21 protein-coding genes are annotated in these 19,585 nt (G+C 37.8%); 9 read left to right on the forward strand and 12 right to left on the reverse strand.

Translation table 11 applies throughout. The features are described from left to right. Nucleotides 1-4 precede the first annotated feature (4 nt). The 5 genes from QE382_RS20825 to QE382_RS20845 all read left to right on the forward strand — a co-directional run bounded on the left by QE382_RS20825 (nt 5) and on the right by QE382_RS20845 (nt 4,988). Complete coding sequence (locus QE382_RS20825) at nt 5-565, forward strand: chemotaxis protein CheB (RefSeq protein WP_307187598.1); 561 nt, start codon at nt 5-7, stop codon at nt 563-565. Nucleotides 566-586: 21 nt separating this feature from the next. After that, entirely contained in the window at nt 587-2,188 is a 1,602-nt protein-coding gene (locus tag QE382_RS20830; protein WP_307187599.1) for a hybrid sensor histidine kinase/response regulator, read from the forward strand. Nucleotides 2,189-2,365: 177 nt separating this feature from the next. After that, entirely contained in the window at nt 2,366-2,899 is a 534-nt protein-coding gene (locus QE382_RS20835; protein ID WP_307187600.1) for a plastocyanin/azurin family copper-binding protein, read from the forward strand. Nucleotides 2,900-3,110: 211 nt separating this feature from the next. Then, nucleotides 3,111-4,517, forward strand: a complete 1,407-nt coding sequence (gene lpdA / locus QE382_RS20840; RefSeq protein WP_307187601.1) for a dihydrolipoyl dehydrogenase — start codon at nt 3,111-3,113, stop codon at nt 4,515-4,517. Nucleotides 4,518-4,583: 66 nt separating this feature from the next. Beyond that, nucleotides 4,584-4,988: an acyl-CoA thioesterase gene (locus QE382_RS20845; protein ID WP_307187602.1), complete on the forward strand. Its 405-nt coding sequence runs from the start codon at nt 4,584-4,586 to the stop codon at nt 4,986-4,988. A gap of 147 nt (nt 4,989-5,135) precedes the next feature. On the opposite strand, the gene QE382_RS20850 is transcribed toward QE382_RS20845, so the two are convergent. Continuing rightward, on the reverse strand, nt 5,136-5,435 hold the full coding sequence (locus QE382_RS20850; protein ID WP_209578608.1) for a DUF3817 domain-containing protein: 300 nt from the start codon (nt 5,433-5,435) through the stop codon (nt 5,136-5,138). A 245-nt stretch (nt 5,436-5,680) separates the two neighbouring features. On the opposite strand from QE382_RS20850, the gene lpdA (QE382_RS20855) reads away from it, so the two are divergent. Further along, nucleotides 5,681-7,069, forward strand: a complete 1,389-nt coding sequence (gene lpdA, locus QE382_RS20855) for a dihydrolipoyl dehydrogenase (protein WP_307187603.1) — start codon at nt 5,681-5,683, stop codon at nt 7,067-7,069. An 86-nt stretch (nt 7,070-7,155) separates the two neighbouring features. Here the strand turns inward: lpdA (QE382_RS20855) and QE382_RS20860 are convergent, their stop codons facing one another. The 4 genes from QE382_RS20860 to QE382_RS20875 all read right to left on the reverse strand — a co-directional run bounded on the left by QE382_RS20860 (nt 7,156) and on the right by QE382_RS20875 (nt 10,089). Beyond that, entirely contained in the window at nt 7,156-8,160 is a 1,005-nt protein-coding gene (locus QE382_RS20860; RefSeq protein ID WP_307187604.1) for a LacI family DNA-binding transcriptional regulator, read from the reverse strand. 127 nt (nt 8,161-8,287) lie between these two features. Beyond that, on the reverse strand, nt 8,288-8,818 hold the full coding sequence (locus tag QE382_RS20865) for an HAD family hydrolase (RefSeq protein WP_307187605.1): 531 nt from the start codon (nt 8,816-8,818) through the stop codon (nt 8,288-8,290). A 77-nt stretch (nt 8,819-8,895) separates the two neighbouring features. Then, on the reverse strand, nt 8,896-9,375 hold the full coding sequence (locus tag QE382_RS20870) for a hypothetical protein (protein ID WP_307187606.1): 480 nt from the start codon (nt 9,373-9,375) through the stop codon (nt 8,896-8,898). Nucleotides 9,376-9,438: 63 nt separating this feature from the next. Next, a complete protein-coding gene (locus QE382_RS20875) occupies nt 9,439-10,089 on the reverse strand; it encodes an ABC transporter ATP-binding protein (protein ID WP_307188045.1) in 651 nt (216 codons plus the stop codon). A gap of 172 nt (nt 10,090-10,261) precedes the next feature. Here QE382_RS20875 and sucC point away from each other — a divergent pair, with 172 nt between their 5' ends. From sucC to QE382_RS20890, 3 genes are all read left to right on the forward strand, one after another. Continuing rightward, the gene (gene sucC / locus QE382_RS20880; protein ID WP_209578613.1) at nt 10,262-11,455 is read left to right on the forward strand and encodes an ADP-forming succinate--CoA ligase subunit beta; all 1,194 of its coding nucleotides are present in this window, start codon (nt 10,262-10,264) and stop codon (nt 11,453-11,455) included. Between the two features lie 306 nt (nt 11,456-11,761). After that, the gene (gene asnS, locus QE382_RS20885; RefSeq protein ID WP_307187607.1) at nt 11,762-13,207 is read left to right on the forward strand and encodes an asparagine--tRNA ligase; all 1,446 of its coding nucleotides are present in this window, start codon (nt 11,762-11,764) and stop codon (nt 13,205-13,207) included. Between the two features lie 149 nt (nt 13,208-13,356). Further along, nucleotides 13,357-13,977 carry an L-threonylcarbamoyladenylate synthase gene (locus QE382_RS20890; RefSeq protein ID WP_307187608.1) on the forward strand — a complete coding sequence of 207 codons (621 nt, stop codon included), beginning with the start codon at nt 13,357-13,359 and terminating at the stop codon, nt 13,975-13,977. A 549-nt stretch (nt 13,978-14,526) separates the two neighbouring features. Here QE382_RS20890 and QE382_RS20895 read toward each other — a convergent pair. From QE382_RS20895 to tilS, 7 genes are all read right to left on the reverse strand, one after another. Further along, nucleotides 14,527-14,808: an SRPBCC family protein gene (locus QE382_RS20895; RefSeq protein ID WP_307187609.1), complete on the reverse strand. Its 282-nt coding sequence runs from the start codon at nt 14,806-14,808 to the stop codon at nt 14,527-14,529. A 255-nt stretch (nt 14,809-15,063) separates the two neighbouring features. Then, nucleotides 15,064-15,627 carry a Crp/Fnr family transcriptional regulator gene (locus QE382_RS20900; RefSeq protein ID WP_307187610.1) on the reverse strand — a complete coding sequence of 188 codons (564 nt, stop codon included), beginning with the start codon at nt 15,625-15,627 and terminating at the stop codon, nt 15,064-15,066. Between the two features lie 11 nt (nt 15,628-15,638). Beyond that, nucleotides 15,639-15,965: a DciA family protein gene (locus QE382_RS20905; protein ID WP_307187611.1), complete on the reverse strand. Its 327-nt coding sequence runs from the start codon at nt 15,963-15,965 to the stop codon at nt 15,639-15,641. Further along, nucleotides 15,958-17,061 (reverse strand): DNA replication/repair protein RecF, encoded by a 1,104-nt coding sequence (gene recF / locus QE382_RS20910; RefSeq protein ID WP_307187612.1) that lies wholly within the window; start codon nt 17,059-17,061, stop codon nt 15,958-15,960. Before recF ends, QE382_RS20905 begins: the two co-directional genes overlap by 8 nt. Before the next feature lie 33 nt (nt 17,062-17,094). Next, nucleotides 17,095-17,415, reverse strand: a complete 321-nt coding sequence (locus QE382_RS20915; protein ID WP_307187613.1) for a DUF4834 family protein — start codon at nt 17,413-17,415, stop codon at nt 17,095-17,097. An 85-nt stretch (nt 17,416-17,500) separates the two neighbouring features. After that, entirely contained in the window at nt 17,501-17,995 is a 495-nt protein-coding gene (locus QE382_RS20920; RefSeq protein WP_293956393.1) for a hypothetical protein, read from the reverse strand. Nucleotides 17,996-18,183: 188 nt separating this feature from the next. Next, complete coding sequence (gene tilS / locus QE382_RS20925; RefSeq protein WP_307187614.1) at nt 18,184-19,515, reverse strand: tRNA lysidine(34) synthetase TilS; 1,332 nt, start codon at nt 19,513-19,515, stop codon at nt 18,184-18,186. Nucleotides 19,516-19,585: the final 70 nt, after the last annotated feature.

Raw genomic sequence — 19,585 nt, forward strand, 5'->3', positions numbered from 1 at the left:
GGAAATGGAAAGAAAGATTCTTTTGTTAGCAGGCTCTGCAGGTGGCTTTAGTGTGATTCTAAACATTCTTAAATCATTGGAACACCCTATACGCATACCCGTTATTGTCATTGTACACAGAAATCCTAAATACGCTTCTACTATCGAAGAAACACTCTCCAAAGCGCTCGCTCAAAAAATAAAGACTGCTGATGATAAAGAAGCAATAGAAAATGGCACCATTTACTTTGCACCTGCTGGTTATCATCTATTAGTTGAACCAGATTATAGTTTTTCTTTGGATATATCTGAACCTGTTCAATACTCAAGACCTTCTATTGATGTAACTTTTGAGTCTGTAGCTGAAGTATATAGAGAAAACTGCATTGCTATATTGTTCTCGGGAGCGAATCAAGATGGCGCACAAGGATTGCTCATGATAAAACGATACGGAGGAAAAACTTTTGTACAAGATCCTACAACTGCTGAAGTTCCCGTCATGCCCGAAGCAGCTATTCAACTTGGAGCACAAGAAGGTATTTTGACCATTCAAGAAATTAAAGATTACATCAAGCAGTTGACATAAATTGTATTTAGATTTGCTGTAATGAAGAAGATAAATATATTGATTGTTGATGATAAAATTGAAAACATTATCAGTCTAACAGCCCTGTTGGAAGATATAGAAAATATAAATATAGTATCAAGTACAGATCCCAACGACGCTTTAAAAATTTGTTGGAAGGAGCAAATTGATTTAGCGCTCGTGGACGTTCAGATGCCGGACATCAATGGTTTTGAATTTGTTTCCTTTCTAAAGAATAATCCGAAAACTAACCATATCATCACAATTATGGTAACGGCTATTTCTAAAGAAGATAAATACCTCATACAGGGGCTCAATAGCGGAGCTGTAGATTATCTGTATAAGCCTCTTAATCCAGAAGCCACTATAGCAAAAGTAAAATCTTTCGTTCAGCAACTCCTGATCCAGCAAGAAATTAAAGAAAAAAACATTGCTTTAGAGGAATCTAAGCAAACTATTCTTAAAGCGAAAGAGGAGGCCGACCTTGCCAGGAAATCTAAGGAAACATTTTTAGCCAATATGAGCCATGAGATTCGTACTCCTATTAATGGTATTATGGGGATTACACAGATGCTAAAAAACTCCCAGCTTACCTTAGAGCAAGAAAATTGGATCAATAAACTGGACTCTGCATCGCAAAATTTGCTGAATATCATCAACGACATACTAGACCTTTCCAAGGTTGACTCAGGAATGATGAAGCTAAATATGGAATCCACATCAGTGCATGATATCACAGACGACCTAAACAATCTCTTTATTGATAAAGCCAATTACAAAGGACTGAATTTTTCAATTGATGTCGACGATCGCATTACAAGTTATTTTCTGACAGATCCATTGCGATTGAAACAAATATTGACGAATTTCATTTCCAACAGTTTCAAATTTACCGCTGAAGGCGCTGTCCTCTTAAAAATCCAGCTCCTATCGGAAGACACCCACAATATTTGCTTACGGTTTCAGGTGATCGATACAGGAATTGGCATTGCAGAAGATGCCCTTGAAAAAATATTTATTGCTTTTGAACAGGGCGAGGATAGCATAACCAAAAAATTTGGAGGTACAGGATTAGGGCTCGCCATCGTAAAACGGATTGCAGCACTGCTTAACGGTCAAGTCTTCGCCTCAAGTGAATACGGGAAGGGTAGCGTGTTTTCATTTGAATGTAATTTTGACAAAATCAAAGATAAGCCTGTAAAGAAAGAAACCCAAGTACTCTACACAGAATTACCGAAGTTCAATTTCCCAATGGTTCTAATTGCTGAAGACAACGAATTGAACAGTTTCATGCTGGCGAATATCCTCAAAAGCTGGAATTGCAATATTACTTTAGCAACCAACGGTCTTATTGCCCTAGAAGAGATTAATAAGAAAAAAATCGACCTGGTATTTATGGATGCACATATGCCATTGATGAGCGGTTTTGAAGCAATTAAGGAAATACGTCGAAACACAAATCCGGTAATAGCCAATATGCCCATCATTTCGATTTCGGCTTCTGTGCTGCAAGCCGAACAACAGGAAGCTCTTGATGCTGGAGCAAATGAAGTTGTTGGAAAGCCATTCGATCCGATCAAGCTATATAAAACAATTGATACTTTATTGTCAAAAATGAAATGATAGTTTCAATTTATCAATGAATTGATTACTTTTAGAACATAAACAATATGTATTGATGTTGTTTGTCATGAACGTATATCCAGAAAGGGGTCAAAGTTTATACTAACTTCATCACTAAACCGCTGAAGGCAGTGGAAATGCCTATAACAAATAGAAGATAAACAAACAATCATTCAAATGAAAAAACTTTTTATGATACCAGCAGTTGCAGTTGCTTTATCAATTGCCTCTTGCGGTGGAAACAGTGACAAGTCTGAAAAATCAACAAGTACAGAAGCGGCAACTTCGACAGAAAGCCAAGCAACAGAAACAGTACCTGGTATTGAAAACGTTGCTATTTCCAACAGCCTATCTTTAGAAGGTAATGATCAAATGAAATTTGACAAGGATTTATTCCGTGTGAAAGCTGGCGAACCCGTTGAATTATCTTTCAAAAATGCGGGTACAATGCCTAAAGAGTCTATGGGGCACAATGTAGTTATCCTAAAACCAGGAGTTGATCTGCCCACTTTTGGTGCTGAAGCTGCTGCAGCTGCTGCAGACGAATATATCCCAAAATCGGCTTTATCGTCAATTGTAGCCCACACCAAATTGCTGGGACCTGGAGAAACTGATAAAATCACGTTTACACTCGAAAAAGGAGTCTATACCTTTATCTGTAGCTTCCCTGGTCACTATGGTGTCATGCAAGGTAAAATTGTTGCAGAATAATCACCAGATAAGAAAAGGTATTCAAAAGATGAATACCTTTTTTTATTTATCTTCCCTCCCGAAAGCCTATCATTTCCGTTATGGTGTATAATTTCTCTCTGTTTATCAAATAAATGTAAAGTAAGGCGCTTTAGTCACAAATCGTAAGTTTTGATTTCCTATCCCGTTAATAATCATTAAATTTGTGGTACAAAAAAATAAAACGTAATCAATGCAATACGACGTAATTGTAATCGGAAGTGGTCCAGGTGGATATGTAGGAGCTATCCGTTGTGCCCAATTAGGATTAAAAACAGCTGTTATCGAAAAATATAGCACATTTGGTGGTACTTGTCTTAACGTTGGATGTATTCCTTCTAAAGCGCTTTTAGATGCTTCGGAGCATTACCACAATGCTGCGCACAATTTTGATACATTCGGCATCAGTTTGAATGACCTGAAAGTAGATATGGAAAAGATGATTGCTCGTAAAGACGATGTCATTGCACAAAATACTGCCGGTATTACCTTCCTATTCAAAAAGAATAAAATTGACAGTTTTCAGGGTGTAGGTTCATTTGTGGACAAAAACACGATCAAAATAACAAAAGCAGATGGTTCTACAGAACAGATCACTGGTAAAAATGTAATTATTGCGACCGGATCGAAACCAACTTCATTGCCTTTTTTGCCAGTTGACAAAAAAAGGATCATTACTTCTACAGAAGCACTTAATCTAAAAGAGATACCGAAGCACCTTATTGTCATCGGTGGAGGTGTGATTGGTCTTGAATTGGGATCAGTTTATGCCCGTTTAGGTTCAAAAGTTTCTGTTGTTGAATTTGCAAAATCCATTATCGGCACAATGGATGCTGGCTTAGGGAAAGAACTTCAGCGTGTTTTGAAAAAATCATTGGGAATGGAGTTCTATTTGGGGCATAAAGTGACAGGAGCTTCCGCTAATGGCGATGTCGTCAAAGTAACTGCAGAGGATCCGAAGGGACAAGAAATTACTTTAGAGGGCGACTATTGCATCGTAGCGGTTGGTCGTACCGCATATTCAGAAGGGTTAGGATTAGAAAATATTGGCATTACTGTAGAAGAAAGAGGTAAAAAAATACCTGTTAATGCACACCTTGAAACAGCCGTGCAAGGCGTCTTCGCTATCGGGGATGTAATCACTGGAGCGATGTTGGCCCATAAAGCTGAAGACGAAGGTGTATACGTCGCCGAATACATCGCAGGTCAAAAACCGCATATTGATTATAATTTGATTCCGGGCGTCGTTTATACGTGGCCAGAAGTTGCATCTGTCGGAAAAACCGAAGAACAACTTAAAGATGCTGGTATTAAGTACAAAGCAGGATCATTCTCTTTCAAAGCCTCTGGCCGTGCAAAAGCGTCTGGCGATACTGATGGTTTTGTAAAAGTACTCGCAGATGCCACTACTGACGAAGTATTAGGCATTCATATGATTGGTCCACGAGCCGCAGATATAATTGCTGAGGCTACGGTAGCCATGGAATACCGCGCATCTGCAGAAGATATCGCACGTATTTGCCATGCGCACCCAACCTATACAGAAGCACTCAAAGAAGCTGCGCTAGCAGCTACAGCAAATCGAGCAATACACGCTTAGGCGTCAATATAAAATACTCAAGGGGAAAAGGAAACTTTTCCCCTTTGCCTTAAATAGCTATACACAATGAATTTTTACACAAGAAAATGGGTCAAACCCGAAGACCTAAATCCTAACGGAACATTATTTGGAGGAACATTGCTGCGATGGATAGATGAAGAAGCGGTCATCTATGCTATCGTTCAACTTGGGAACCCAAAAGTAGTTACAAAATTTATTTCAGAAATAAACTTTGTAAGCTCAGCAAAACAAGGTGATATTCTAGAACTCGGCATTGAAGCTATCAATTTTGGAACAACATCCTTAACGATGCGCTGTGAAGTCCGAAATAAAATATCTAAAAAGACAATTCTATCGATCGAAAAACTGGTATTTGTAAATTTAGATGAGGATGGCAATCCCGCAGCTCATGGCAGGAATAGCATTACTTACGCTTACATGGGTATTGAGAAAACAGGAAGAGATGATTAAACATCTCCCTGTTGCTCTTAAATCTGTATTTCTTTTCAATAATTTTTAAAACTACTGTTCGACTTATAGATAGGCTTTTCTTCATTTCTATTTTCGATCGCACTCGCCAAGAAAATTCAGGCATCAATATACTGTATCACAAAAAGGCTAAGACTTTTGTCTTTTTCCTTCAATTTCCTTTTTTAGATCCAATTCTACCCAAAAGCCAAAAATAGGAATCAAAGAAGCCAAGAAATATTTAATAGCCTTTAAAATAGGCCACTTGTATTCTACGGTAGACATAATTAGCATAACGACAAAAATAACAACAAAAAAGCCATGAATGGATCCTGCTATTTTGACTGCTTCGGGTATTCCTGCGAGATATTTCAGCGGCATAGCAATGAAAAACAAGCAAATTGTGGAAATAGCTTCCCACAGTGCAATCTGTCTAAATATTCTTAACATAATGATAAACTGTCTATTGTGAATTCCAAAAATAAGACTCTAAATAAAGATTAGCTATTATTTTTACCCCTTTGACTAAGATGTGACATATACCTACAAACAGCGACAGTGTTTTATCAGATACGGCCAATTTTACAATAAATTGTTCAGTTTCATCAGAAAAAATGCGTACTTTTGAATGAATATAGGCTTCACATATTTTGGTATTTGAAGCTATAACACTCAACTACAGAATATTTATTTATATGAATTACGACATCATTGTAATCGGTAGTGGTCCAGGCGGGTATGTTGCTGCCATTAGAGCCGCTCAGTTAGGGTTCAAAACAGCGATTATTGAACGCGAATCATTAGGCGGAATCTGTCTAAACTGGGGCTGTATCCCTACAAAAGCATTATTGAAAAGTGCTCAGGTATTTGAATATTTAAACCATGCCGCTGATTACGGCATCAATGTTCAAGGTGGTGAGGCCGATTTTGAAGCTATCGTCAAAAGAAGTCGCGGAGTTGCTGAAGGAATGAGTAAAGGTATACAGTTTTTGATGAAAAAGAATAAAATCGACGTTATCAATGGTACTGCAAAAATTAAAAAAGGTGGTAAAATCGATGTTAAAGGAGCAGACGGTTCTACTAAAGAATATTCGGCAAAACATACTATCCTTGCGACTGGTGCACGTTCGCGTGAATTGCCTAATTTACCTCAAGATGGTAAAAAGATAATCGGTTACCGTCAGGCAATGACACTACCTAAACAACCAAAATCTATGGTTGTTGTAGGGTCTGGTGCTATCGGTGTCGAATTTGCTTATTTCTATAACGCTATTGGAACGAAAGTGACTATCGTCGAATTTATGGATAGAATAGTTCCTGTTGAAGATGAAGAAATTTCAAAACAATTAGAGAAAAGTTTAAAGAAACAAGGCATCTCTGTTTTAACAAAGTCTGAAGTTCAATCTGTTGATACATCAGGTGAGTTGAGCAAAGTTTCAATCAAAACCGAAAAAGGTGTAGAAGTGATCGAAGCTGAGGTGGTATTATCGGCTGTTGGTATTGCCCCAAATATTGAAAATATAGGATTAGAAGAAGTTGGTGTAAAAACAGATCGTGGACGTGTTGTAGTAGATGATTACTACAAAACCAACATCGAAGGCGTATATGCTATCGGAGATATCGTTAAAGGTCAAGCCTTGGCTCACGTTGCATCAGCAGAAGGGATTACTTGTGTTGAAAAAATCAAAGGGCTACATGTTGAACCGATCGATTACAACAACATCCCCGGCTGTACGTATTGTTCACCAGAAATTGCATCTGTAGGTTATACCGAAAAAGCTGCCAAAGAAGCTGGTTATGAAATTAAAGTTGGTAAGTTCCCTTTCTCAGCTTCTGGAAAAGCTTCCGCTGCAGGTGCGAAAGATGGCTTTGTAAAAGTTATTTTTGACGCTAAATATGGTGAATTCCTAGGTGCACACCTCATTGGAGCTAATGTAACAGAAATGATTGCGGAAGTTGTTGTTGCCCGTAAATTGGAAACAACAGGTCACGAAATGATTAAAACGATCCATCCTCACCCAACAATGAGTGAAGCGATCATGGAAGCTTGTGCTGATGCTTACGGTGAGGTAATTCACTTATAATATTTGCAACAACTTCATAAAACTAAAAAGGGGAAGATCAGTAGATTTTCCCCTTTTTAGTTTTATGAATTAACAAATAAATGTGATTACATAACTAGCCTCGACTTAAAGACGATCTGTTGGTTTGGGGCTTCGGGATTATCTATCCGATCGAATAGGATTTCTGCTGCTTTGCGCGCTTGCATTCCCGGAAATTGTTCAATACGCCCCATTGGTGGATTTTCCATATATTGCCATAACGGATAATTTGCATAGCTGATGAAAAAGATATCCTGGTTCAATACAAGACCTTTCTGCCGCGCCGCTTTCATCAAGTCAAGTGTTACAAAATCGTTAAAAGATATTATCGCTGAAGGTCGCTCAGGCATCGCAAATATACTCTCCATAGCGCTTTCATTTCCTTCCGTACTCAAATCCGTTTCGATGATATTCTTATCAACAATATCCATACCGTTTCTCTTCATAGCAGATAGATAGGCCACTTTTCTGTCTTCACTCGCGGGCAATGTTTTCGGTCCATTTACAAGGGCAATAATTTTGTGACCACAAGCTACGAATGCATCGACAGCCTCGTTCATACCAGTAGAAAGGTCACTTTGTACTTTATTGATATGAGGCAAACTAGGTACACAGTCAAAGAAGACAACCGGAATGTCCGAAGCACCCAATTTTTCGATAAACTCCAAATTAGTCGTCTTTTTACCAATAGACATTAAAATTCCATCGACACGATGGTTTTTAAATGTTTTTAAGATCTGCTCTTCACGATCAGGATCATCCAATGATTGTCCCATTAGAACAGTGTATCGGTGCTCAGATGCAACATTTTCAATTTCACTGATAGCAAAAGAAAAAAAAGGTTCAGACAAACTCGGCAAGATGACAGCGATAGTAAATGTTTTGCGCTGTTTGAAGAATATGGCTGTTTGATTGGGTTCGTAATTCAATTCTTCGGCCATCTTTTTTACCCGCATTGTTGTTACCAATCCAATACTCGGATGATCATTCAATGCTCTAGAAACTGTTGAAGGACTGATTTTCAGCTTCTTGGCAATTTCTTTTATCGTGGCAGGCTTGTTCACTTTATTCATAAATCCAAGGGCTTTATATAAAAATAGGGCTTTTTAATCCCTAATCATAATTTTTTTCAACAATATTGACTACGATTATACTGACAATATCGTCTTGGTAGACTAAACAAATATACTTACTGTAAACTTAGTCTACAAATTGAATTGCGCTTGGTTCAACAGTAAACTCATCCGCAAGGAAGTCCAAAGGCACGATCCCCCTAAAAATAAGTTCATCCAAAAAGTAAACTTTTACCTCATTCTCATATTCGCCCCAGTCCACAAATTTCACTTTATTGAGCTGTTCGAGCGGATTTCCTTTTGTTAAGATACAGATATGCTTACCCTCAGCTTTTAACGCTCTAAAAAGTATATTAATGTGATCAAACAACTGTAATCGCACTGGCAAAATAGCATTCACATGAAGCCGCTCAAAATTCTCCTTATATTTTTGGTCCAGTCCGAAGGCTTGTTGTGCACATTCAAACAATAAATCTTCTCCTTGGCGCTCGAGATGATCTTTCATAAATTGAATCAAATCTGCTTGAGCTGGAACCGTCTCAGTAAATTCAATAAAACTAGCGAAAAGGTAATAGACTTGGAGTAGGTAATCTTTTTTAGAGAAAATAACATCATCTAATTCAAAAACATAAACCTTTTTTTCTTCTGGAAACATCATCTATTAAAACTTAAAATTATGGATAGCGCCTACACCGATTAAACAAAACAATAGCATCGGCAACGGAAAATAAGATGCTACTTGGATACACATATTAGTGCTAATTCCTCTCCAGAATCAGAGGCGGCAAACAAGCCGTCTAATGATCTCTCGAAAGTTGTTGAGTCCAATAAATCTTTACCTTTGGAAAGAATTCTATAAGGCAGGTCTGCTGGAGGGTTTTCCATAACAGGTATTGTTTCGAGCATATCCTTATCCGGAACAAGAACTGAGATCTGATATTCCTCAAATAAAACTTTGGCGGTGGACAATGGTTCCAGCTCAAAACCACCCAAAGGCAACACATAATCAACCTCTTGGTCTAAACTTAATTTAAGTATCTCATGAGCAAAAGTAGGAAGGAGACCTTTTGGAACTTTAGCATATTTCCCTGAGGCTAAAAGCAATTCGGGAATATCTTCTGAACTTGCATATAATATTTCGAAATCAGCCCCAAGTCTTTTAGCGATACGCATCGCCAAAGGTCTGGTCCCGAAAGTTATGAGTATTTTCTTCATTAAAATATAGTTATAATCCCCAATGCTTCAGGGTATTTTAATATTTAAGCGTATTTAGATCTGTTACACGACTAACCCATCACGCATATGAATCGTTCGATCCGAAATGCGAGCAAGTTCTTCATTGTGCGTAACGATAATAAATGTTTGCTGAAATTTATCTCTAAGATCAAAAAACAATTGATGTAAAGCGGCTGCATTTTCAGAGTCTAGATTACCTGAAGGTTCATCTGCCAAAATGATAGAAGGATCATTGATCAGCGCACGAGCCACAGAGACACGTTGCTGTTCACCACCAGACATTTCAGCAGGCTTATGGTCAATACGATGAGAAACCCCTAATAACGCCAACAATTTCTTCGCCTTTTCTTCCGCCTCGAGTCTTCCCTTTCCATGAATAAAAGCAGGAATACATACATTTTCTAAAGCAGTGAATTCAGGCAGCAGATGATGAAATTGAAATACAAAACCGATATGTTCGTTTCGAAAAGCACTTAATTTTTTAGCACTCAGTTTTTGGACATCGACACCATTGATCAAAACCGACCCCTGTTCGGGTCTATCTAAAGTACCGATGATGTGCAGCAACGTACTTTTTCCAGCCCCCGATGCACCTACAATACTAACGATTTCGCCCTTTTCGACAGCGATATCAACACCTTTCAAAATCGGTAATGACCCATAAGCTTTGTGAATTCCTTTGGCATGTAACATCATAGGACAAAGATAAATAAATTTACGATACAACGAGTTTGAATAAATAAGCTGTTATTTCTCAATTCCAGCCATTTTATTTTGTCTAAATGTCAAAAAATAGATAAAAGAGCAACTTATCCCTTGTCTTATCCCCCAAAAAATTATATTTTTACGCCAAATATTTTTGCAAATGAACATTCACGAATATCAAGGAAAGCAAATACTAAAGAGCTTTGGTGTGCGCGTACAGGAAGGTATCGTAGCAGATACTCCAGAGCAAGCTGTGGAAGCGGCCAAAAAAATGAAAGAAGACTACAACTCTGATTGGGTTGTTGTCAAAGCTCAAATTCACGCTGGTGGCCGTGGTAAAGGTGGTGGTGTCAAGTTAGCTAAGAACTTAGATGAAGTCAAACAAAGAGCAACTGACATCATTGGTATGCAATTAGTAACGCCTCAAACTGGACCTGAAGGTAAAAAAGTAAACAAAGTTTTGGTAGCTCAAGACGTTTACTATCCAGGTGAGAGCGAAACAAAAGAATTCTACATGTCCGTATTATTGGACCGTGCTAAAGGACGTAACATTGTTATGTACTCTACAGAAGGTGGTATGGATATCGAAGAAGTAGCAGAAAAAACACCGCACTTGATTTTCAAAGAAGAAATCGATCCAAAAGTAGGCTTACAAGGATTCCAAGCACGCAAAATTGCTTTCAATCTTGGTCTTTCTGGTGCTGCCCACAAAGAAATGGTAAAATTTGTTGCTGCCCTTTACAAAGCATACGATTCTACAGATTCTTCCATGTTTGAGATCAATCCTGTATTGAAAACTTCTGACGATAAGATCTTAGCAGTTGATGCTAAAGTAAATCTTGATGAGAACGCTTTATACCGTCACGCAGATTACGCAGCTATGCGCGACGTAACTGAGGAGGATCCAACAGAAGTGGAAGCTGGTGAGTCAAACCTAAACTACGTTAAATTAGATGGTAACGTAGGTTGTATGGTAAATGGTGCTGGCCTGGCAATGGCTACCATGGATATCATTAAAATAGCTGGCGGTGAACCTGCCAACTTCTTAGATGTAGGTGGTACGGCAAATGCTGAAACTGTGAAAGCTGGTTTCAATATCATCTTAAAAGACCCTAATGTAAAAGCGATCTTAATTAATATCTTCGGTGGTATTGTTCGTTGTGACCGCGTAGCTCAAGGTGTAATTGATGCGTATAGCGAAATTGGCAACATTCCAGTTCCTATTATTGTTCGCCTTCAAGGTACTAATGCTGAAGAAGCGAAAAAATTAATTGATGAATCCGGTTTACAAGTCTATTCGGCAATCTTATTGAAAGAAGCTGCTGAATTAGTAACGAAAGTATTGAAAGGATAATTCCTTGAATCATCATAACAAAAAGCGCGAATTACAAATAATTCGCGCTTTTTGTTATTACACCTCATCTTATGAAGCCCCTCTTATCAAAGTTATGTCTCCTATAGAAATAGGACATATTTCACTCCCTAATCTTGCAATTTCCACCTGTCTTGATTTCTATAAAATATTTGCCCCATGACCTATAATGCCCCGTCGTGAATTGAATTAAATCAACATTTATAGCCAATAAACCAACAGAATAGCGTATTTTTGTATTGCTTTTTTAACAAAGCATCTTTTACAAGTCAATCTCCAAAAATTAAGATGGAACACACAAGAATAAAGGAACTATTGAATGCCACAGAATTTGGCAAAGAGGTCGTTGTTAAAGGTTGGGTTAGAACTTTCCGTAACAATCAGTTTATAGCAATCAATGACGGTTCGTCAATCAATAATATTCAAGCAGTTGTCGATTTTGAAAATACACCTGAGGATATCTTAAAACGTATCACCACTGGAGCAGCAGTTCGCGTAAAAGGTCAGTTGATAGCATCGCTGGGTAAAGGTCAAAAAGTTGAGGTTAAAGCTACTGAGGTAAGCATTATTGGTGATTCTGACCCCGAAAAATATCCATTACAACCCAAAAAGCATAGCTTAGAATTTTTACGTGAAATTGCGCATTTACGTTTCCGTACCGGTACTTTCAATGCTGTATTTAAAGTGCGTAATGCTTTGGCATTTGCTGTACATAAGTTTTTTCAGGAAAACGATTTTGTCTACATGCACACACCGATCATCACAGGTTCGGATGCGGAAGGTGCTGGAGAAATGTTTCAGGTTACAACCCTGGATTTAAAAAACCCGCCACGCAAAGAAAATGGAGATATTGATTTCAAGGAAGACTTCTTTGGAAAATCGACGAACCTTACGGTATCGGGCCAATTGGAAGGTGAGCTTGGTGCCATGGCATTTGGAAACATCTATACGTTCGGTCCGACATTTAGAGCTGAAAACTCCAATACAACACGTCACTTAGCCGAATTTTGGATGATCGAACCCGAAATGGCTTTCTATGAATTAGAGGACAATATGGACTTGGCCGAAGCTTTGCTGAAATATGTGATTAAATATGCATTGGAAACCTGCCCAGAAGAAATTGAGTTCTTAACCAATCGTTTGTTGGAGGAAGAGAAATCTAAGCCTGCTACAGAACGCTCAGAATTAAATCTTATTGAGAAATTAAACTTCGTATTAACAAACGATTTTGAACGCGTTACCTATACCGATGCTGTTGAAATATTAAAGCGTAGCAAACCAAACCAGAAGAAACAATTCAAATATTTAATTGATGATTGGGGTGCTGATTTACAATCGGAACACGAACGCTATTTGGTTGAAAAACACTTCAAGAAACCTGTTATCTTAACAGACTATCCACGCGAAATCAAGTCCTTCTATATGAAGCAAAATGAGCCGGATGCGCAAGGAAGAAACACCGTCCGTGCCATGGATATTCTTTTCCCAGGTATTGGTGAAATGGTCGGTGGTTCGCAGCGTGAAGAAAATCTTGATCGTTTACTTGATCGTATGGCTGAAGTCGGTATTCCCGCAGAAGAAATGGAGTGGTTCTTGGATACACGCCGTTTTGGATCGGTACCGCATTCTGGATTTGGCGTAGGTTTTGAACGCCTCGTTTTATTCACGACAGGAATGACCAATATCCGCGACGTCATTCCATTCCCACGTACGCCGAAAAACGCAGAATTTTAATATAAAGAACAACAGCCAAAACAAAATATTTTGGCTGTTGTTCTTTTAGATATAGCGTATCTGAATGCAGCTAATAACCATCGCTCTATCGACATCCTACAACAGGGACTAAGATTTAACCTAATTCAGGTACTTAACAAAAATAGAAAATGCTAATTAAGATATATAACGACAATCCCAACCCCAAGGCAATAGAACAGGTGGTTGATATTCTTCGACGTGGTGGTGTAATCATCTACCCTACCGACACCGTATATGGTATTGGCTGTGATATCACGCAACAAAAAGCCATAGAACGAGTATGTGAAATAAGAGGACTAAAGCCTGAAAAAGCAAATCTATCATTTATATGCTATGATTTAACAGATATTTCGCAATACACAAAATCCTTCGATACCTCCGTTTTCCGTGTATTAAAAAAAGCCTTACCTGGACCTTTTACTTTTATTTTTAATGCAACAACTAAAGTACCTAAGCTCCTAAGTTCCAAAAAGAAGACTGTGGGTATCCGTGTTCCAGACAATAATATTGTTCGTGAAATTGTCAAACAATTAGGCAACCCTATTGTGACAGCCTCCATTCACGATGAAGATGAAATTATTGAATACTCTACTGATCCTGAATTAATTCACGAGAAATACGAAGATCTAGTTGATGCTGTTATAGATGGCGGTTATGGCGATAATGTCGCATCTACCGTGGTCGATGTTACCGAAGGAACTTTTGATGTTATTCGTGAAGGAAAAGGTGATTTGGAGCAATTCCTATAAAAACCAACTTTCAATAGAAACTCCCCTTATTAACCTATTTGCAAAATTCCCGACAGCAGCATTGTTGGTAATTTGTTCATAAACTACTCCCACAAGCATACTTATCAACAAAACAAGCTACTTATTAACATAAGGAATGTTAATAAGTAGCTTGTCAACATAGAGGTATTAACATAAAATGTGCATAACTAGTCATTTATCAACACACAATTGTTAATAAAACAACCCGAAAGAATTCGAAATAGTAACAAAATGTGTAAAACTAGGGGTTATACACATAAAAATGTGTAAAACTAGGGGTTATACACATAAAAATGTGTATAAGATAACATTCATCGACAAATTCGTTAAATATCGTGTTTATAAATAAACTATATTAACAGATCTCTGTGGAAAGTTAAGATCGATACTCCACCCGCCTTTTTATCGCTATGTTGAAAAGTTCAAATCCGCGCTTCGTTTCTGTCAGTAGTTTTCCCAGAAAAGGAACCAACAATCCAGAAAATAATTCGCCTTGGACAAATCTAACTTGTGAAGCTCCCACTTGTTCTAACCTAAAATAATGCTCGCCATCAAAAATACCTGGAAAGAATAAATCTCCTTTCCAGCGCAGTTCGCTATGCTGTTAATAGACAGGAATTTTGGATTCATTTTGATCTTGAATCCGTTTGGTTGTTGTAAAAGCACTTTGCAGCGTTCTCCGACTACCGGTTGCTTTTCAAACTGTTTGATTGTTGGGCTCCACTGGGAATAAGCCTTAAATTCACTTAATACCTGCCAAACCTCTTCTATTGTTGCATCAATGAGAATACTCGTTTCAATCTTTTTCATTTTGTTCTTTTTATCGCTGAAACCGCAAAATAGCTCAAGCTTCTTCACCTGTCTGTAAATAACGATAAAGCGTATGTGACGCTATTCGAGTTTCGTCTTAATATCAATTATTACAGCTGCAAACAAACTATCCCAAGCTTATTATGAGCCGTATAAATACACAAAATTTTGCTTACGTGTTTCATTAAGCAAGCTGTTCGTTAACAGCTACAAGACAAAACTAGAAAAAGACAGGCAGCTCGCTCTTGACTTTTATCAAGAACTTATTTTCGTTCGAATACGACTCAAGGTTTCTGGGCTCATACCCAACACGGAGGCGATATATTGAAGAGGAACTTGATGGAATAATGATTTATGCTGTTCAAAGTATTGGACATATCTTTCTTCCGCTGTTAGACAAATAAAATCCGAGATTCGCTGCTCCATGTTACAAAAGCATTTTGCTAAAAAAGCCTTCTCAAATTTATTCCATTCCACAATTTCGGATTCCATTCGCTGGTAATCGGACTTTGACAAACGGTATACCGTACAATCGCTAATACATTGGAAATTCCATATGGAAGCCCTGTCAAAGATGAAAGAAGCAAGATCTGTCACAAAATGATTTCTTGTACCTATCCATTGTGTAAACTCTCCTTTTTTTGACCAAGCATACTGACGGATCAATCCGGATTCTATCACAAACAGATTGGAAGAATAATCCCCTGCCTTGATAAGATATTCGCCTCGTTTTAATTCAATACGCTCGAAGTTTGAGAAAAGTTTTAAGGCACTAGCCTCAGAAATAGGAAAAAAATCTTGAAAGAGTTGATCTAACATGAAGGGAGGTTTTATAAAATCACGACTTCTTCAATAATCACGTGACCTACATATTCATTTACCGTTCCTAGAATTTGTCTTCGCATAAGCGCCAATTCATTCTTAATTACAGCGGACTCTACACGTACGAACAGTTTTTTATCACGAACATATAGCTGCTGTGTGCGATTAGCGATAGCTTTACCGATCAATTGAGGCCAAACGGAAGCTATCGATGTTTCGTCAAATTTCCTGCGCAGTTTATAAGCCTCAAGAAGACGTTCAACTCCCTCCTTTATCGTTATATCATCGCTTGACCGAATAAATTCCAGGCTTTTCTTAGCTTGCTTCTTATACATTGACTTGTCCTCCTACAATATCAAATATACGAACAGGACGGTTGATTTCATCAAATATTCGCTCAATTCTTTTTGAATCTGTATCGGTTAGGAAAATCTGTCCAAAATCATCTTCAGAAACCATTTGCATCAATTTGTGTGTTCTACGATCATCTAGTTTATCGAAGATATCATCCAGAAGAAGCAGAGGTTTAAAGCCCTTTTTATGTTGCAAATAAGAATACTGAGCAAGTTTTAGCGCAATTAGGAAAGATTTCTGTTGCCCTTGAGAACCAAATTTTTTCAAAGGCATTCCACCGTGAATTGTAAATATCAGATCATCTTTATGTATACCCTGCGTGGTACGTTCTAACATACGGTCACGCTCCAAGTTCTTTTCCAAAATATGTAAAAAAGAATCAATCATTAAAGGCGATTCATAATGTAATTGTACGGACTCCGCGTCATCAGTGAGGAACTGATAGTGTCGGTCAAACTCCGGCTGAAACTCCTCCATAAAAGACCTTCTTTTTTGAAAAATAATATTTCCAACTTCTTCAAGTTGAAAATTAAGAATTTCAATTAGACCAAGATCAAGTACACTGGTTTGACGCGCTTGTTTAAGAAGGCTGTTACGCTGGGCTAAAAACTTATTATAAATAATCAGGGTATCTAAATATTTATTATCTGTCTGGGAAATCACATTATCCACAAACTTTCTACGCTCTTCACTCCCATCTGTGACGATGATGCTATCGTTTGGAGAAATCATAACCAAAGGAAACAAACCGATATGATCAGCCAATCTAGGATAATCTTTCTTGTTTTTTTTAAACTGCTTCTTTTGATTTTTTTTTAGGCTACAAGATATAAAATCACTGGTTGATTCCTTATCAAACTCTCCCTGTACCATAAACCAGTCGTTACCTGACTTGATGTGCTGTGAATCGATCGGATTGAAATAACTTTTACAAAGGGATAAATAATGAATCGCATCTAAAAGGTTAGTTTTTCCAACCCCATTATCACCTGTAAATGCATTTACCTCAGGAAGAAATTCCAAAGATGATTCCGCGTAATTTTTGAAATTTAGAACAGAAAGTTGCTTGAGCCACATGGCACAAAGATACGCTATTTGGATTGCTAAAAATTATTTAATTTCCTCAAAATCGACAAACTCACCAGCCGTTTCTGTCCCTTTACGTTCGACACCTTCTTTTGGCGGAATGTAATCTACATGCACCTTACCTTCGGGCTGCGACTTTTTAGCTTGCTCTTGTCGTTGGCCGTTAAATTCATAATAAAATGTTCCGCCTTGCCCTTGGCTATTATATGCTCCACCCTGTTGCTGCGCTTTTTTCATTAACTTCTCAGCTGCTTTGCGCATGGCGAAAGGTAAAAATAATCTAAATAAGAATCTTACTACAAAGTAAACAGCGAATGCAATAAGTATAAATTTTAAAAATGCCATAGTTCGTTGTTATTTTATCAAATTTAACCAATAACTCGGAAAAATGATGTCTTTAAAATGTCAGATAAGAATTTATTAACACATTTTAAGACTTTCCTAATTTCTCTTTCGTTTCCCTAATAATCCGGTAGAGCTCTTCTTGACGTTGTGTACCCAAAACATAAGTAAGGCCATTTTTATCTGTCAGAAAGACAGCATTTTTGCCACCTGCAAAGAATTTAATTTTACCTTTTGTATGCAGATTGTAAACTGGGTTATTAAAAAAGAAAGTGCTATATGGAGCCTTTTCTATCTTTGTGATAGAAGCAAGGTCTATTTTGACCACTCGGGTAGACCAAAGCCCGCTAATAAGAATATGATCTTCAAAGACCTCCGTCCGGAATAATACCATATACATCATTACGATAGATGTGATGATAATACCTACCCCGACAATAAAAAACAATTGACTGGAGATCAAATGATCCAAATTCAGATAAAATGCAGTAAAGCAAAAAAGTACAAGCACCAAACGCACGCTTATCCAAACACGGTCACGACCTAAATATTGATTTTCCGAATAGAGTACACCTTCTTTCATTTATTTAAGATTTAGCTGTCAATTGGGAGACTCAATACCATTGCTTGGTTATATTTCAACCTATCAATAGCATCGCTTCGCTTCTATGGTTTTCACAATCCACACTATACTGTATTAGCTTCATAGAAACACATTGTACGCTCTCCAAAAACAGAGTTTTTTGTCTTAATCAGCGGCAGCATTTTTCGCTAATCAGTTCTGCAAACTAAAGTAAGCACTTTTTTTGTATTGGAGGTAATTTTATAACGATTGTCTATCCGATAATTTGCTACCCAAAGAATATCTCCGTTTCCATTCACCACGATCGGAATATTTTCTTTTTCAAATAAGCTGATCTTCTTATTGATAAAAAAGTCGCTCAGCTTCTTACGGCCTTCCATACCTAAAGGATAAAAGCTATCGCCAACTTTCCACGATCGAATCGTGAGCGGAAAGACCAATAAGTCATACTCAAGCTTCGCAACCTCTGTGGCTTGGATAATAGTTACATCTGCAGAAACCTCAGCATGAAAGTAATACTGTTTCCACTCCACGGTCGAAGTTTCGGAGGTAATCAAACCCTCGTCAGCAGAAATAAATTCCTTCTCTCGAATAAAAAGTTCATTTCTGTCCAAGAGCATATGGTAGCAATCAGATTGAAAAATACGCCCCGATTCTCTTGTCCATGCCTGTTGGAGATCACTTAATATCCCCTTTGAGAAATTAAAGGGCGAAAATAGCTCATAGAGCAGTGGTAGATTATCAAGATAGGGTTCTAAATCTTGTTTCCGAACCTCCCACCCTTCGCCAATAGGATAAAAAATCTTTTTCCGAATAGGCTCTACAAATTGCTGCAGCAGTTGATAAGACTCTTTAAAATGGTGGATATTCTGCTCGAAGACCATCTCGAAATCTGGCTGAAGCTTTTGAAAATGCGGTATAATATCAATCCGTATTTTATTTCGGGCATATTTTGTTGAGAAATTGGATTGATCATCTCGATAGGAAATACCGTACATATTAACAAAATGTTCAATTTCGCTGGCTTTTAGGAAAAGTAAGGGTCGAATGATGCGCTCCCGGACAGGGAGAATACCCTGAAGTCCCTGAAGACCAGTTCCGCGACAGAGGTTTAATAGAACCGTTTCGATATGATCATTCAGATGATGAGCAACTGCAATTCGATCGAAGCCCATTTCATGTCGCAATTTCTCAAACCAGGCATAACGAAGTTCACGGGCAGCCATTTGAATCGAAATCTGTCGCTCCTTCGCGTAAGCTTTTGTATCAAAGTGCCTCACGTATATTGGAACATTATTTTCCATTGCAAACTTTCTAACCAATACTTCGTCCTCATCAGAATCCGTGCCCCTCAATTTAAAATTACAATGTGCAATCGCAAGGGTATAACCCGCTTTTACAAATAAATGTGCCATGAGCATTGAATCCTTTCCTCCACTCACTGTAAGCAATACCTTATGATGGAGCATCAATAAATGCTCCTTTTCAATATAGCCCTTTAGTCTTTCCAGCACATTCATAGCACAAAGTTAAGGTATATTTTATGTCGAAGATAAATTCAAGTCTTAAAATTTGTAAAATCCAGTAAAG

It is taken from the genome of Sphingobacterium zeae, assembly GCF_030818895.1.
GTDB lineage: Bacteria > Bacteroidota > Bacteroidia > Sphingobacteriales > Sphingobacteriaceae > Sphingobacterium > Sphingobacterium zeae.